Raw genomic sequence first — 15,294 nt, 5'->3', positions numbered from 1 at the left:
GCCAGGGAGATCCCGTGCAACTCATCGCGTGCCCGTGGTGCGGCCCCCGCGAGGAGGTCGAGTTCTCCTACGGAGGACAGGCCCACGTGCCCCACCCGGCCGATCCGGCCGCGCTCTCCGACGAGCAGTGGGCCCACTACGTCTTCTTCCGCGACAACCCCAAGGGCCGCTTCGCCGAGCGCTGGCACCACGCGGCCGGCTGCCGCCGCTGGTTCAACGCCGTCCGGGACACCGCCACCCACCGCTTCGAGAGCGTGTACCGCCTCGACGAGCCGAAGCCGGGAACCCCATGACGAGTCCGTTCCGCACTCCCGAGGGCGGCCGCATCGACCGCGCCACCACCGTCGAGTTCACCTTCGACGGGCAGGTCCTCGCCGGCCACCCCGGCGACACTCTGGCCTCCGCGCTGCTCGCCTCCGGCCGACACCAGGTCGCCACCAGCATCAAGCTCGGCCGGCCGCGGGGCATCGCCGCGGCCTGGGCCGAGGACCCCGGCGGCCTGGTCCAGATCGAGGAGCCCTTCCCGGAGCCGATGCTGCTGGCCAGCACCGTCGAGCTCGCCGACGGGCTGGTCGCCTCCGGCCTGCCGGGTCAGGGCCGCCTCGCCGACGTCCCGGACTCGGCCCGCTACGACGCCGTCCACCACCACGTCGACGTGCTCGTCGTCGGCGCCGGGCCCGCGGGGCTGGCCGCCGCGCTCAGCGCCGCGCGGTCCGGCGCCCGCGTCGCGCTGGTGGACGAGCAGTCCGAGGCCGGCGGCTCGCTGCTGGCGGGCACCGACCGGCTCGACGGCGTCCCCGCGGCGGACTGGGTGGCGCACGCGGTCGGGGAACTGTCCCGCCGGCCGGAGGTGCTGCACCTGCAGCGCACCACCGCCTTCGGCAGCTACGACGACGGCTTCGTCCTCGCCCTGGAGCGGCGCACCGACCACCTGGGCGCGGCGGCTCCCGAGCACGTCTCGCGCCAGCGGGTGTGGCGGATCCGGGCGCGGTCGATCGTCGTCGCGACCGGGGCGCACGAGCGGCCGGTGGTGTTCGCCGACAACGACCGGCCGGGCATCATGCTCGCCGGCGCCGCGCGGACCTTCCTGCACCGCTACGGCGTGCTGCCCGGCCGCGAGGCGGTGGTGTTCACCACCAACGACAGCGCCTACGACGCCGCCCTCGACCTGGCCCGCGCGGGGGTGCGGGTGCAGGCGGTGGTCGACGCCCGGCCGGAGGGCGCACCGCAGCGCCGCGAGGAGTGCGAGCGCGCCGGCATCCGCGTCCTGCCCGGGGCGGTCGTCGTCGGAACGGCCGGTGTCGAGCGGGTCACCGCCGCGCTCGTCGCGCCGTTCGCCGACGGCGAGGTCGGCGCCAGCAGCGCGGTCGCCTGCGACCTGCTCCTGGTCAGCGGCGGCTGGAACCCCGCGGTGCACCTGTTCAGCCAGTCCCGCGGCCGGCTCCGCTACGACGAGACCCGCGGCGCGTTCCTGCCCGGGGAGCAGCTCGACGGCCTCACCGTCGCCGGCTCGGCCGCCGGCATCCCCGACCTGGCCGGCTGCCTGGACGACGGCCGGCGCGTCGCCCGCGCCGCGCTGGCGGCCCTGGGGATCGAGCCGAGCGCGGACGACCGGCTGCCGGCCGCTCCCGAGCCCGCCGTCCCGGCTGCGCCGCTGGTGCTCTGGCGGGTGCCCGACACCACCGGCGCCGAGGGCCGCACGCAGTTCGTCGACCTGCAGCGCGACGCGACGGTCGCCGACATCGCCCGCGCGGTCGGCGCCGGCCTGCGCTCGCTCGAGCACGTCAAGCGCTACACGACCATCGGCACCGCGCACGACCAGGGCAAGACCTCCGGCGTCCTCGCCTCGGGGATCACCGCCGAGCTCCTCGGCGTCCCGGTGCAGGACACCGGCACCACCACGTTCCGCCCGCCGTACACCCCGGTCGCCTTCGCCGCGCTGGCCGGCCGCGACCGCGGCGCCCTGTTCGACCCCGAGCGGGTCACCGCCCTGCACGAGTGGCACGTCGCGGCGGGGGCGGTGTTCGAGGACGTCGGCCAGTGGAAGCGTCCCCGCTTCTACCCGCAGCCCGGCGAGGACATGGCGGCCGCGGTCCTGCGGGAGTGCGCCGCGGCCCGGACGGGGGTCGGGATCCTCGACGGCTCCACCCTCGGCAAGATCGACGTCCAGGGCGCGGACGCCGCCGTCCTCCTGGACCGGCTCTACACGAACCTGATGAGCAGCCTCGGCGTGGGCTCGGTCCGCTACGGCGTCCTGTGCGGCGTCGACGGCATGGTCATCGACGACGGCACGGTGCTGCGGCTGGCCGAGGACCGCTTCCTCGTCCTCACCACCACCGGTGGAGCGGCGAAGGTCCTCGACTGGATGGAGGAGTGGGTCCAGACCGAGTGGCCCGGGCTGCGGGTGCACTGCACGTCGGTCACCGAGCAGTGGGCCACCTTCCCGGTCGTCGGCCCGCGGTCCCGGGACGTCGTCGGCGCCGTCTTCCCCGAGGTGGACGTGTCTCCCGAGGCGTTCCCGTTCATGACCTGGCGGGACACCACCCTCGAGGGGGTGCCGGTCCGGCTGGCCCGGATCAGCTTCTCCGGCGAGCTCGCCTTCGAGGTCTCCGTCAACCCGTGGTACGCCGTCGCGGTGTGGCAGCGGCTGCTCGAGGCCGGGCGCCCGCACGGCATCACGCCCTACGGCACGGAGACCATGCACGTCCTCCGCGCCGAGAAGGGTTACCCGATCATCGGGCAGGACACCGACGGCACCGTCACCCCGCACGACCTGGGCATGGCGTGGGCCGTCTCGAAGAAGAAGCCGGACTTCGTCGGCAAGCGCTCCTTCGCCCGGCCGGCCAACCAGGACCCGCTGCGCAAGCAGCTGGTCGGGCTCCTGCCGGTGGACCGGCAGACCGTGCTGCCGGAGGGCTCGCAGATCGTCGAGTTCCGTCCCGACGGCCAGCTGCCGCCCCCACCGGTGCCCATGCTCGGGCACGTCACCTCCAGCTACCGCAGCGCCGAGCTCGGACGCCCGTTCGCCCTCGCCCTGGTCAAGGGCGGCCGCGCCCGCGTCGGCGACACCGTCCACGTCCCCGTCCACGGCAGCCTCGTCCCGGTCGAGGTCACCGGGCCGGTGCTGGTCGATCCCGAAGGAGCCCGCCGCGATGGCTGAGCTGCTGCGCACGCACCCCCTGGAGGCGTGGAGCGCTCCCTTCGAGCGCCTCCCCGACACCGTGGGCATCGCCGTCGAGCCGTTCGTCGCGATGGTCGACGTCCGGCTCGGCACCGTCGGGGCCGCGGCGTCGGCGGCGCTGGGCGTGGACCTGCCGACGGCGCCCAACACCTGGGTGCGGGCCGGTCCGGGCCGGGCCGTCTGGCTGGGGCCGGACGAGTGGCTGCTCACCAGCACCACGGAGGCCCCGCAGGACCTCGAGGCCCGGATCCGCGCCGCGGTCCGGCCCCTGGGCGGGTCCGCGACCGACGTCTCCGCCCAGCGGATCGGCCTGCGGCTGACCGGGGCGAGGGTGCGCGACGTCCTGGCCCGGGGCTGCTCGATCGACCTGCACCCTCGGGTGTTCGGGCGGGGGAGCTGCGCGCAGACCACGCTCGGGCAGGCCGGCGTCGTCCTGCTGGCGCTGTCCGACGCCGGCGACGACGTCGTCGTCTTCGTCCGGTCCTCCTTCGCCGGCTACCTCGCCGACTGGCTGCTGGACGCGGCCCTCGAGTACACCACCACCCCCATCCGCTGATGAAGGACCGGCAGTCAGGAGCAGGACACATGTCCACCACCCCTCGTGTGGTCGTCATCGGAGCGGGGATCGTCGGGGCCAACCTGGCCGACGAGCTGACCGCCCGCGGCTGGGACCGCGTCACCGTGGTCGACCAGGGCCCCCTCCCGCTGACCGGAGGCTCCACGTCGCACGCGCCGGGCCTGGTCTTCCAGACCAACGCCTCGAAGACGATGACGGCGTTCGCCAGCTACACGGTGGAGAAGCTGAAGGCCATCGACGTGGACGGCGCCTGGTGCTTCAACCAGGTCGGTGGCCTGGAGGTGGCCACCACGCCGGAGCGGCTCGCCGACCTGCACCGCAAGCAGGGCTGGGCCACCTCCTGGGGCGTCGAGGCGCAGGTCGTGGACGTGGACGAGTGCGTCCGGCTGCACCCGCTGGTCGACCGCGACCGCATCCTCGGGGGCCTGCACATCCCCAGCGACGGCCTGGCGAAGGCGTCGCGGGCGGTCGTCGCCCTGGCCCGCCGCGCCGAGGCGCGGGGTGCCCGCTTCCAGGGCTCGACCCGGGTGACCGGCGTCGAGCAGTCCGGTGGCCGGGTGACCGGCGTCCGCACCCCGGACGGCGTTCTCCCCGCCGACGTCGTCGTCTCCTGCGCCGGCTTCTGGGGGCAGGAGCTCGGCGAGATGGTCGGGATGGACGTCCCGCTGCTGCCGCTGGCCCACCAGTTCGTCCGGACCGGCCAGGTGCCCGACCTGGTCGGGCGCAACGACGAGCTCACCGAGGCGAGCCTGCCGATCCTGCGCCACCAGGACCAGGACCTCTACTACCGGGAGTACGGCGACTGCCTGGGCATCGGGTCCTACGCGCACCGGCCGATGCCGGTCGACCTGCGCGAGCTGCCGCAGGGGGACGGCGTCCGGGAGTCCGCCATGCCCTCGATGCTGCCCTTCACCGAGGAGGACTTCGCCCCGGTCTGGGAGGAGAGCCAGCGGCTGCTGCCCTCGCTGCGCTCGTCGAAGATCGACTCGGGCTTCAACGGGATCTTCTCCTTCACCCCGGACGGCGGCCCGCTGGTCGGCGAGTCTCCCGACGTCCGGGGCTTCTGGATCGCCGAGGCGGTCTGGGTGACCCACTCCGCCGGCGTGGCCCGGGCGGTGGCCCAGCTGCTGGTCGAGGGGCGCAGCGAGGTCGACCTGCACGGCTGCGACGTGCACCGCTTCGAGGACGTCCAGCTCGCGCCGGAGTACGTCAGCGAGACCTCGCAGCAGAACTTCGTCGAGGTCTACGACGTGCTGCACCCGCTGCAGCCGCGGCAGTCCCCGCGCGACCTGCGGGTCAGCCCCTTCCACGCCCGGCAGCAGGAGCTCGGGGCGGTGTTCCTCGAGGCCGGCGGCTGGGAGCGGCCGCACTGGTACGAGGCCAACGCCGGCCTGCTGGACGAGCTGCCGGCGGAGTGGGTGCCGCCGGAGCGCGACGCCTGGGCGGGGCAGTTCTGGTCGCCGATCGCTGCGGTCGAGGCGTGGCGGACCCGCACCGCCGTGGCGATGTACGACATGACGCCGCTCAAGCGGCTCGAGGTCAGCGGTCCCGGTGCCCTCGACCTCCTGCAGCGGCTGACCACCGGTCAGCTGGACAAGTCGGTCGGGTCGGTGACCTACACGCTGGTCCTCGACGAGGCCGGTGGCATCCGCAGCGACCTGACGGTGGCCCGGCTGGGCGAGCAGCTGTTCCAGGTCGGGGCCAACGGCCCGCTCGACTCCGACCACCTCCGGCGGGAGGCGCCGGAGGACGGCAGCGTGCAGATCCGGGACGTCACCGGCGGGACGTGCTGCATCGGCCTGTGGGGCCCGCGGGCCCGGGACGTCGTCCAGGGGCTCAGCTCCGACGACTTCTCGAACGAGGGGCTGAAGTACTTCCGGGCCCGGCGGGCCCGGATCGGGGGAGTGCCGGTGACGGCGATGCGGCTGTCCTACGTCGGCGAGCTGGGCTGGGAGATCTACACCAGCGCCGACAACGGCCGGCGGCTGTGGGACGTCCTGGAGGCCGCCGGTCAGGAGCACGGCATCGTCGCCGCGGGCCGCGCGGCGTTCAGCAGCCTGCGCTTGGAGAAGGGCTACCGCGCCTGGGGCTCCGACATGACCACCGAGCACGACCCCTGGGAGGCCGGACTCGGCTTCGCCGTCCGCAGGCAGAAGGGCGGCTTCGTGGGCAGCCAGGCCGTCGCCGGCCTCAGCGACGCCACGGTCTCCCGCCGGCTGTCCTGCCTGACGGTCGACGACGGCCGCAGCGTCGTCCTCGGCTCCGAGCCGGTGTTCGTCGACGGCCGGCCGGCCGGCTACGTGACCAGCGCGGCCTTCGGGCACACCGTCGGCCGGCCGATCGCCTACGCCTGGCTGCCCGCCTCGGCCACCGTCGGCACGCGGGTCGAGATCGGGTACTTCGGCGACCGGGTCCCCGCGACCGTCGTCGCCGAGCCGCTCGTCGACCCGGAGATGACCCGTCTCCGCGGCTGAGGGAGGAACCCCCGTGCCCCTGGGCGGCCCCCTTGCAGGGGCCCACCGCGAGCTCGCGAGCGCCTGGTGACGTGCTGGAACGGCCGCCCTTCAGGGTCCCGCGCCGAGCGCGCGAGGCGTGGGGGGAAGGGTGGTCCTCTCTCAGATGACCGCGCGGATGGTCCGCTCGAAGCCGAGGACGTGCTGGCGGGCGAGGTCGTCGGCCTGGTCCGCGTCGCCGGCGGCGATCGCCCGCAGCAGCTGCACGTGCTCCCCGACGTGCACGTCGACCGTGGGCAGGCGGTCCAGGAACAGGCAGAAGATGCGCGTCGCCAGGTTGTCGTAGCGGATGAGGACGTCCTCGAGGTGCGGGTTCCCGGCCGCGCGGTAGATGGCCCGGTGCACCGCGAGGTCCCAGCGCATCAGCTCGGTCCGGTCGATGCGGGGGACGTCCAGGTCCTCGATGCGGGTGGCGAGCTCTCCGAGCTGGGCGTGCCCCGACCGGGGGGCCCGCTCGGCGGCCCGCCGAGCCGCCAGCGGCTCGAGCTGGGCGCGGATGTCGGAGATGTGGGCCAGGTCGGAGATGTCCATGCCGGTCGCGAACGTCCCCCGCCGCGGATAGGACACGACCAGCCGGTCGACCTCCAGCCGCTTCAACGCCTCGCGGACGGGCGTGCGGCCCACGCCCAGCGCCTGGGCCAGCTCGTCGTCGTCGATCGGGTCGCCCGGGCGGATGTCGAGCATGATCAGCCGGTCCCGGATCGCGACGTAGGCCTTGTCCGCCAGCGACGTGGCGGCCGAGGGGTCCAGGTCCAGCGGAGCGACGGTCACGAGCAGATCGTAGGGGCTGGGAGCCGGCAGGTCTTGCCTCGCCCGAGGGAACGGCATACCGTCCCTACACAACTGATATACCAAGAGCGCCACCGGCCCCCGGGGTCGCGACGGGACAGCAGGAGGCACCGGTGACCATCAGCGCCTTCGACCTGTTCAAGGTCGGCATCGGCCCGTCCAGCTCGCACACCGTCGGCCCCATGCGCGCCGCCTGCGCCTTCGCCACGCGGCTGCGAGAGGAGGGGCTGCTCGAGCGGGTGGCGGGCGTGCGCTGCGAGCTGTTCGGCTCGCTCGGGGCCACCGGGCACGGTCACGGCAGCGTGAAGGCCGTCGTCCTCGGCCTGGAGGGCGAGCAGCCCGACCTCGTCGACCCGCTGGCCGCCGAGCCTCGCGTCGCCGCCATCCGCCGCGAGGGCGTGCTCCGGCTGGCCGGCGAGCACCCCGTCCCGTTCGCGGTGGACGACGACGTCGTGCTGCACCGGCGCAGGCGGCTGGCGTTCCACAGCAACGGCATGCTCTTCCTCGCCGTCGACGCCGAGGGGGCCGAGCTCCGCCGGCGCGAGTACTACTCGGTGGGCGGCGGGTTCGTCCTGGACGAGGACGAGGCCGGCTCCCCGGTGATCGTCGAGGACACCACGCCCGTGCGGTATCCCTTCCGCACCGGCGAGGAGCTGCTGGCGCACACCCGGGAGACCGGGCTGCGGATCAGTGACGTGATGCTGGCCAACGAGCTCTCCTGGCGGAGCGAGGCCGAGGTCCGCGCGGGGCTGCTGCACATCTGGTCGGTGATGCAGGAGTGCGTGGAGCGCGGCACGCGCACCGCAGGCGTCCTCCCCGGAGGGCTCCGCGTGCGGCGGCGGGCCGCCGCGCTGCGTGCCCGGTTGGAGGACTCCCCGGACGAGACCGACCCGCTGCGCGCCATGGAGTGGGTGACCCTCTACGCCCTCGCGGTGAACGAGGAGAACGCGGCCGGCGGGCGGGTCGTCACCGCGCCGACGAACGGCGCCGCCGGCATCGTGCCGGCCGTCCTGCACTACCACCGCGACTTCGTCGACTCCCACTCCGAGGACGGCGTGGTGCGGTTCCTGCTGACCGCGGCGGCGATCGGGCTGCTGTTCAAGGAGAACGCCTCCATCTCCGGTGCGGAGGTGGGCTGCCAGGGCGAGGTCGGCTCGGCCTGCTCCATGGCCGCCGGGGCGCTCGCGGAGGTCCTCGGCGGGACGCCGGAGCAGGTGGAGAACGCCGCCGAGATCGGCATCGAGCACAACCTCGGCCTGACCTGCGACCCCGTCGGCGGCCTCGTGCAGATCCCGTGCATCGAGCGCAACGCCATCGGCTCGGTCAAGGCGATCGCGGCGGCCCGCATGGCCGTGCGCGGGGACGGCCGGCACCACGTCCCGCTGGACAAGGCGATCAAGACCATGCGTGAGACGGGCGCGGACATGAAGGACAAGTACAAGGAGACCGCCCGCGGTGGGCTGGCGCTCAACATCGTCGAGTGCTGAGGAGGCACCCGTGTCCCACCCGTTCACCCTCACGCTGAGCTGCCGCGAGCGCCCCGGCATCGTGCGGGCGGTCAGCTCGTTCCTCTTCGAGCACGGCTGCGACATCGTCGAGCACCAGCAGTTCGACGACGCCGTCCGCGGGCAGCTGTTCCTGCGCACGGCGTTCGCCGCCGCGCCGGGCACGGACGCCGGCCGCCTGTCGGCGGAGTTCCAGCAGGTGGCCGACGAGTTCGGCATGACCTACCAGCTGGCCGGGGACCAGCCGCCGCGGGTGCTGGTCATGGTCTCGAAGCTCGGCCACTGCCTCAACGACCTGGTCTTCCGGTGGCGGGCCGGCAGCCTCGGCGCCGAGCTGGTCGCGGTGGTGTCCAACCACGAGGACCTGCGCCCGATGGCCGAGGCGGCCGGGCTGCCGTTCGTCCACGTGCCGGTGACGCCGGCGACCAAGCGGGCGGCCGAGGCGCGGCTGCTCGAGCTGGTCGAGGAGCACCGGGCCGACCTGGTCGTGCTGGCCCGGTACATGCAGGTGCTCTCCGACGGGGCCTGCGCCGCCCTGCGCGGCCGGGCGATCAACATCCACCACTCGTTCCTGCCGAGCTTCACGGGCGCCAAGCCCTACCACCAGGCGTTCGACCGCGGGGTGAAGCTCGTCGGCGCGACGGCGCACTACGTGACGCCGGACCTGGACGAGGGCCCGATCATCGAGCAGGAGGTCATCCGCATCGACCACACCTCCGACCCGCGCGCGCTGGCCACCGTCGGTCAGGACGCCGAGGCGCTGGCGCTCTCCCGCGCCGTCCGGTGGCACAGCGAGCGCCGGGTGCTGCTCAACGGGCACAGCACCGTCGTCTTCCGCTGAACCGCGCGGCCGCGGCGGCACCGGCCGGGACGGCGGCGGTCCCGGTCCGCGCCCCTGCGAGAATCGGCGGCCGGTGCGGGGTCGGGCGGCGGGGGACCGGTGACGAGGACGACGGCGGAGAACCGGCGGACGGGCGCCCGCGAGATCCTGCGCCGGCCGGCCGTCCAACGCGGCATCCGGGCGGCCATCGCCGCCGGGCTGGCCTGGCAGGTCGCCGTCCTCCTGCCGCCGCTGCTGTCGGACTTCGCCTACTACGCGCCGCTGGGTGCGGTGATCGCTGTCCACCCCACGGTCGCCGACTCGGCCGGGGCGGCCTGGCGGACCGTGCTGGCGATCCTGCTCGGCTTCGGCCTGGCCACCCTCGTCTACGAGGCGACGCCGGGCCTTCCGCGGGCGCTGACCATCGCGCTGCTCGTGGCGCTCGCGTTCGGGCTGGAGCAGTGGCGGGCGCTCGGCGAGCACGCCGGCTGGGTCAGCTTCGCCGCGGTGCTGATGCTCACCGTGGGGGCGGAGGACCCCGCCGCCTACGTGCTGCGCTACGCCGGGCTGACGCTGCTGGGGGCGGCGGTCGGCGTCCTCGTCACCACCGTCCTCTTCCCGCCGCTGCAGCTGACCCAGGCCGTCGAGCAGATCGCCCGCACCCGGGAGCTCCTGGCCCGGCACCTGGAGCAGACGGCCCTGCGGCTGGACCGGGACCGCGTGCCGTCGCCGGTCGAGGAGCGGCGGTGGATGGCCGCGCTCGGCATCGAGCTGGACCGGATGCGCCGCGCGGAGGCCCTCGTGGAGCGGGCGCGGCGGGCCAACCCGCGGGCCCGTCGCTGGCAGGAGGCCGCGGCGCGGGTCCGCCTGGAGTCCCGGGCCCTGGACCGCGTCGCCGTCCTCATCGACGACCTCACGATGCTGGTCGCCGAGCTCCGGCCGCATCGCCGCCAGGGGGACCGCGCTGACGCCGGCACCGCCGCGCTGATGGGCGACGCCCTCGTGGCGCTGGCCGGCGTCGTGCGCAACCCCTACCACTCCGGGAACCCGGGGACGGCGGACCCGAGGAGCCGGCAGATCGACGCGGCCGTGCGCGCGGTGGACCGGCTGGTGGACCGGCTCGGCACGCTGGCCGGTGACCGGTCGCTGCTGCCGGTGAGCGCCGTGGTGGTCGGTGTCCAGCGCGGTCTCCTGGCCCTCGAGGCGTACGAGCCCGACTGACCCGCGCAGCGGGCCCGGCCGTGGCGGACGGGCAGGGTCCGACGGCGCTGGCCGGTCCCGACCGGGACGGCGATCGTTCGGGGGGCGCATCGTCCCGCGCGCGCTGGCCGCCGGACCGACGGTCCCGGCGACTCTCCGGCGACTCTCCGGCGACAGCTTCCGATCGACACGGCAGATCGGCACGACCATGGCTTCCTCCACCCGTGCACGCAGCCGCCTCCCTCCTCGTCGGACTGGCGCCCCCGGCCGCCGCCCACCCCGACGGTCCGCCCGGCTCCGCGGACCCGGGGGTGCTCCTGGCCTGGAACGAGATCGCCTTCCGCACCATCGGGGTCGAGGGCCAGAAGCCCCCACCGGTGGCGCAGCTGTACCTCGGCCTGGTCTCGACAGCCGTCTACAACGCGGTCGTGACGGTGGAGGGTGGGGGCGAGCCCACGCTGGAGCAACCGTGGCCCGGCCGGGGCGCGTCGTCCGACGTCGCCGCCGCCACCGCGGCGCACGACGTGCTCAGCTCCTTCTTCCCGGCGTCGGCGGCAGCGCTGCGGGCGGACTACGACCGGTGGCTGGCGGGCGTTCCCGCGGGGGAAGGGGCGCGACCGGGGCGTGCGCGCCGGTTCCGACGCGGCGGCGGCCCTCCTCGCCTCGCGGACCGACGACGGCCGCGAGGCGCCGGTCACCCTGCCCCGCCCGGCGGAGCCACCGCCCGGCACGTGGGTGCCGACCGGCAACGGGGAGTGGACGACCGCCTGGCTCGGCTTCACCAGGCCGATCCTCGTCCCCTCGACGGAGCGGTTCCTCCCGGACGGCCCCGACCCCCTCGACAGCGCGGCGTACGCCGCCGACTTCGCCGAAGTCGAGCTCATGGGCGCGGCCACGGGATCCGGACGGTCCGCGGAGGACACCGCACTCGCGCTGTTCTTCAACGACAACCCGCCGCGGCAGTACCAGGACGCGATGCGGGACCGGGCCGTCCGCCACGGGATGGACATCGTGGCGTCGGCGCGGATGCTCGCCGCCGCAACGCGTCCGCAGCCGACGCCGCCATCACGTGCTGGCGCGCGAAGTACGACGCCGCCTACTGGCGCCCGGTGACGGCGATCCACCAGGCCGACCGTGACGGGAACCCCGTGACCACGGCGGACCCGGCCTGGAACTCGTTCCGACCGGCGCCGGCCTATCCGGAGTACCCGAGCGGCCACGGCTGCATCAGCTCGGCGGTCGCCCAGGCGCTGGAGCACCTGTTCGGGGAGGGCTCCGTCGACACGACCATCGCCTCGCTCACCCCGGAGGTCGTCGGCGCGACGCGGCACTACGACTCCGAGGACGCGTGGCTGGATGACGTGACCGAACGCCCGGATCTTCCTCGGCTACCACTTCCGCGACGGGATGGACGACGCCCGGACCCTGGGCCGGGCGGTGGCCGATTCCGTCGTCGACCGCTGGTTCGCCACGTCGCACCGGTAGCCGCACCGCGGACGGAGGCGGAGGTCGCGACCCCTCGTCCCGACCTCCGCGCCCCCGCGCGCCGGTGCCGCCACGGCGGCGGTGCGACCTCAGACGGCAGCCGGCACCTCCCGCGTCGCCGCCCCGACGAACGCGGCCACGCGCTCGTGGACGGCGTCGCGGTCGTGCTCGTTGAGGACGTCGTGCAGGTCCCCGGCGAAGGTGATGATGCGGGCCTGCGGGAGCTGCGCGGCGCTGGCCCGGGCGTCAGTGACCTGGACGACCGGGTCGTCCTCGCCGTGCACGAAGAGCACCGGGAGGTCGGGCCGGCCCTCGGCCAGCGCGGCGGCGGCCTCCGGCCACACCCGGACGATGGCCTGCAGCGTCTCCCGCCGGAACCCGCCGTGCCAGGTCAACGGATCGTGCAGGAGCGCGTGCACGTACTCCGGGTGGGTGCTCAGGACCGCGCTGGGGTCGTCGAACGTGAGGTCCTGGGTCCCGGGGCCGGCGAGCTCGGCCGCCACCCACTCCTGACCGCGCAGCGGGGCCCCGGACAGGACCAGGGCGTCGGCGGTGCCGGGGGAGCGCACCGCGAGCAGGTAGGCGGCCAGGGCTCCGGCGGAGTGGCCGACGAGGACCAGGGGCCGGTCGGGGTACCGGTCGTGCACCAGGTCGGCGAGCTGCCGGGCGTCGTCGACGTAGACGTCCCAGTCGAGGACGGCCCGCTCGCCGTCGCTGCGCCCGTGCCCGACGGCGTCCAGCGCGTGCACCGCGGTGCCGTCGGCGACCAGGCGGCGGGCGAGGGCGTCGTAGAGGCCGAGGTGCTCGCCGTAGCCGTGCAGCAGGACGACGGCGCGCGCGACGTCGCGCCCGTCCGGGAGCCAGGACTCGTGGTGGACGCGGCCGCGGGAGCCGGTGAAGAAGGGCATCGTCGTCCCTTTCCGGGCGGGGGATCCAGCCGCGGGAGCGGCCGGTGCACCCAGGGTCGAGGGCCCGGCTGTCGCCCGGCTGTCGTCGCGGTGCCGCGGGGACCGGTCGCGGCGTCAGGTGCGTGACAGACTCCCGGGGTCAACCGTCGAGGTGACCGGCGATGTTCTTTCGCGTCCTCGGTCCGCTCGAGGCCGAGGCAGGGGCCGAGCGGATCCCGATCCCGGGGGAGCGGTCCCGCGCGCTCCTGGTGGCGCTCGCCCTCCAGCCGAACACGGCCGTCCCCGTCGCCCGGCTCGTCGACGCGCTGTGGGGCGAGGGCGCACCGGAGGACCCCGGCAACGCGCTGCACCAGGCGGTCCGCAGGCTGCGGTCGCAGCTGGGACCGCTCGCCGCGGCGGTGCAGACCCGTGCTCCGGGCTACCTGCTGGCGGTGGATCCCTCCTGCGTCGACGCCGAGCGCTTCGAGGCGGGCTGCCGGGCGGCGCGCGCGATCGCCCCGACCGATCCGCACCAGGCGGTCGCGCTGGTGGACGAGGCGCTCGCGCTGTGGCGGGGACCGGCGTACGGCGAGTTCGCCGAGGGGTTCGCGCGCGCTCCGGCGACGCGGCTGGCCGAGCTGCGGACCGCCGCCCGGGAGGACCGCGCGGCGTGGCTGCTGGAGTGCGGCGCGGTGGCCGAGGCGGTCGCCGCGGCGCGGGAGCTGGTGGCCGCGGAGCCGCTGCGCACCCGGCCGGTGGACGTGCTGGTGCGGGCGCTGGACGCCGACCGGCGTCCAGCCGAGGCGCTCGACGCCTACCGCGCCCACCGGGTCGCCCTGGCCGACGAGCTCGGTCTGGACCCGCCGGCCGCGCTCGCGGCCCTGGAGTCCCGGATCCTGCGCGGCGAGCCGGTCGCCCCCGGCGCGCGGGCCCCGCTCACCGGAACGCCCGCTCCGGCGGCGGCCCGGCTGCCGTGGCGCCCGGGGGGCATGGTCGGGCGGGAGGAGGACGCCGTCCTCCTGCGCGACTGCCTAACCGGGCAACGGCTGGTGACCCTCGTCGGGCCCGGAGGGGTCGGCAAGACCCGCCTCGTCCTCGAGGTCGCGCACGAGCTGGCGGCCGCCGGCACGCGGATCTGGTGGGCCGACCTGTCGACGGCGACCCCCGAGCGCCTGGTCGACGCGCTGGCCCAGGCCACCGGCACCGACAGCCCGCGCGGACCCGACCCGGCGGGCGCGCTGGCGGGCGCGCTCGGCGGCCACCGCGGAGTGCTGTGCCTGGACAACGCCGAGACCGTGCTGGCCGAGCTGGCGCCGCTCGTGGAGCGGCTGCTCGACACCGACGCCGACCTCCGGCTGCTGGCCACCAGCCGCGAGCGACTGGACGTCGCCTCCGAGCACGTCCACGTCCTGGCGCCGCTGCCGCTGCCGTCGGGCCCCGACCGGGACAACCCCGCGGTCCGGCTGTTCGTGGACCGGGCACCGGGGCTGGAGGCCCGGGCGCTGCCCGACGACGACGTCGAGGTGATCGCTGCGATCTGCCGTCGGCTCGACGGGCTGCCGCTGGCGATCGAGATCGGCGCCGCCCGTGCCCCCACCTTCGGCCTGCGCGAGTTCGCCGACCGGCTCGGCCAGGGCCTCGACCTGCTCGCCGGTGGACGGCGCACCGCGGCCGCCCGGCACCGATCGGTCCGCGCCGTCGTGGACTGGTCGCACGGACTGCTGACCGACGACGAGGCGCGGCTGTTCGCCCGGCTCGCCGTCTTCCCGAGCTCGTTCCCCCTCGACCGGGCGGAGGCCGTCTGCGCCGACCCCCCGCTGTCCCCGTCGGCGGTCGCGCCGCTGCTCGCGCGGTTGACCGACCAGTCGCTCGTCCAGGCCGGGCGGGGCCGGTTCTGGCTGCTCGAGACGCTGCGGGTCTACGCGGCCGAGCGGCTCCCCTCCGCCGACCGGGCGGCGCTGGCCGCCCGGCACGCACGGGACGTCGCCGAGCGGCTGACCCGGCTCGCCCGCCGGATACCCGGCCCGCGCGAGGCGGACGCGGTGGCTGAGCTGGCGGCGCTGGGCCCGGACCTGCACACGGCCTGGTCCCACGCCGTCGAGCACGACCGAGAGCTGGCGGTCCGGCTGGCCGGTGACGTCCACGACTTCGCCTACCAGCGGCAACGTCTCGACCTGCTCGACTGGGGACTGACGGTCGCCGCCTGGGACCTCGACACGCCCCGGCTGCCCGACGCGCTGGCGTGCGCCGCCGCGGCGTCCTGGGCCCGCGGCGACCTGCCGGGGGCGGCCGCGCTGGCGGCCCGCGGGGTGGCGGCGGCCGGCGGCCCCGAGGCGC

Annotated in this window: 11 protein-coding genes; 9 read left to right on the top strand and 2 right to left on the bottom strand. The window is 75.4% G+C overall.

The window, feature by feature from the left end:
• Positions 1-14 precede the first annotated feature (14 nt).
• From PGN05_RS12955 to PGN05_RS12940, 4 genes are read left to right on the top strand one after another with little or no spacing between them, the layout of a single operon-like run.
• Positions 15-293, top strand: a complete 279-nt coding sequence (locus PGN05_RS12955; protein WP_419752963.1) for a sarcosine oxidase subunit delta — start codon at positions 15-17, stop codon at positions 291-293.
• Complete coding sequence (locus tag PGN05_RS12950; protein WP_419752962.1) at positions 290-3,160, top strand: 2Fe-2S iron-sulfur cluster-binding protein; 2,871 nt, start codon at positions 290-292, stop codon at positions 3,158-3,160. The genes PGN05_RS12955 and PGN05_RS12950 overlap by 4 nt, the downstream gene beginning before the upstream one ends.
• Complete coding sequence (locus PGN05_RS12945; RefSeq protein WP_419752961.1) at positions 3,153-3,737, top strand: sarcosine oxidase subunit gamma; 585 nt, start codon at positions 3,153-3,155, stop codon at positions 3,735-3,737. The genes PGN05_RS12950 and PGN05_RS12945 overlap by 8 nt, the downstream gene beginning before the upstream one ends.
• 29 nt (positions 3,738-3,766) lie before the next feature.
• Complete coding sequence (locus tag PGN05_RS12940; protein ID WP_419752960.1) at positions 3,767-6,232, top strand: GcvT family protein; 2,466 nt, start codon at positions 3,767-3,769, stop codon at positions 6,230-6,232.
• 141 nt (positions 6,233-6,373) lie between these two features.
• Here the strand turns inward: PGN05_RS12940 and PGN05_RS12935 are convergent, their stop codons facing one another.
• Positions 6,374-7,042 (bottom strand): GntR family transcriptional regulator, encoded by a 669-nt coding sequence (locus PGN05_RS12935; protein ID WP_419752959.1) that lies wholly within the window; start codon positions 7,040-7,042, stop codon positions 6,374-6,376.
• A gap of 131 nt (positions 7,043-7,173) precedes the next feature.
• Here PGN05_RS12935 and PGN05_RS12930 point away from each other — a divergent pair, with 131 nt between their 5' ends.
• The 4 genes from PGN05_RS12930 to PGN05_RS12915 all read left to right on the top strand — a co-directional run bounded on the left by PGN05_RS12930 (position 7,174) and on the right by PGN05_RS12915 (position 11,698).
• Positions 7,174-8,547 carry an L-serine ammonia-lyase gene (locus tag PGN05_RS12930; RefSeq protein ID WP_419752958.1) on the top strand — a complete coding sequence of 458 codons (1,374 nt, stop codon included), beginning with the start codon at positions 7,174-7,176 and terminating at the stop codon, positions 8,545-8,547.
• A 10-nt stretch (positions 8,548-8,557) separates the two neighbouring features.
• Positions 8,558-9,406 carry a formyltetrahydrofolate deformylase gene (gene purU, locus PGN05_RS12925; protein WP_419752957.1) on the top strand — a complete coding sequence of 283 codons (849 nt, stop codon included), beginning with the start codon at positions 8,558-8,560 and terminating at the stop codon, positions 9,404-9,406.
• A 99-nt stretch (positions 9,407-9,505) separates the two neighbouring features.
• Positions 9,506-10,606, top strand: a complete 1,101-nt coding sequence (locus PGN05_RS12920) for an FUSC family protein (protein ID WP_419752956.1) — start codon at positions 9,506-9,508, stop codon at positions 10,604-10,606.
• A gap of 603 nt (positions 10,607-11,209) precedes the next feature.
• Complete coding sequence (locus tag PGN05_RS12915; RefSeq protein WP_419752955.1) at positions 11,210-11,698, top strand: hypothetical protein; 489 nt, start codon at positions 11,210-11,212, stop codon at positions 11,696-11,698.
• Between the two features lie 461 nt (positions 11,699-12,159).
• On the opposite strand, the gene PGN05_RS12910 is transcribed toward PGN05_RS12915, so the two are convergent.
• Complete coding sequence (locus PGN05_RS12910) at positions 12,160-12,978, bottom strand: alpha/beta fold hydrolase (RefSeq protein ID WP_419752954.1); 819 nt, start codon at positions 12,976-12,978, stop codon at positions 12,160-12,162.
• A gap of 161 nt (positions 12,979-13,139) precedes the next feature.
• Between PGN05_RS12910 and PGN05_RS12905 the strand changes: the two genes are divergently transcribed.
• On the top strand, positions 13,140-15,294 hold a 2,155-nt coding region (locus PGN05_RS12905), incomplete at its 3' end, for a BTAD domain-containing putative transcriptional regulator (RefSeq protein ID WP_419752953.1).

The sequence above is a fragment of the Geodermatophilus sp. CPCC 206100 genome, from assembly GCF_048569675.1.
GTDB lineage: Bacteria > Actinomycetota > Actinomycetes > Mycobacteriales > Geodermatophilaceae > Geodermatophilus.
Note: the sequence above shows the minus strand (reverse complement) of the source record. Positions and strands in the feature narration are given on the sequence as shown.

What these genes read in the sequence shown, in the direction of transcription:
- PGN05_RS12945 (WP_419752961.1), top strand. Translation starts at nt 3,153, where the DNA reads ATGGCTGAGCTGCTGCGCACGCACCCCCTGGAGGCGTGGAGCGCTCCC.
- PGN05_RS12910 (WP_419752954.1), bottom strand. Translation starts at nt 12,978, where the DNA reads ATGCCCTTCTTCACCGGCTCCCGCGGCCGCGTCCACCACGAGTCCTGG.
- PGN05_RS12940 (WP_419752960.1), top strand. Translation starts at nt 3,767, where the DNA reads ATGTCCACCACCCCTCGTGTGGTCGTCATCGGAGCGGGGATCGTCGGG.
- PGN05_RS12950 (WP_419752962.1), top strand. Translation starts at nt 290, where the DNA reads ATGACGAGTCCGTTCCGCACTCCCGAGGGCGGCCGCATCGACCGCGCC.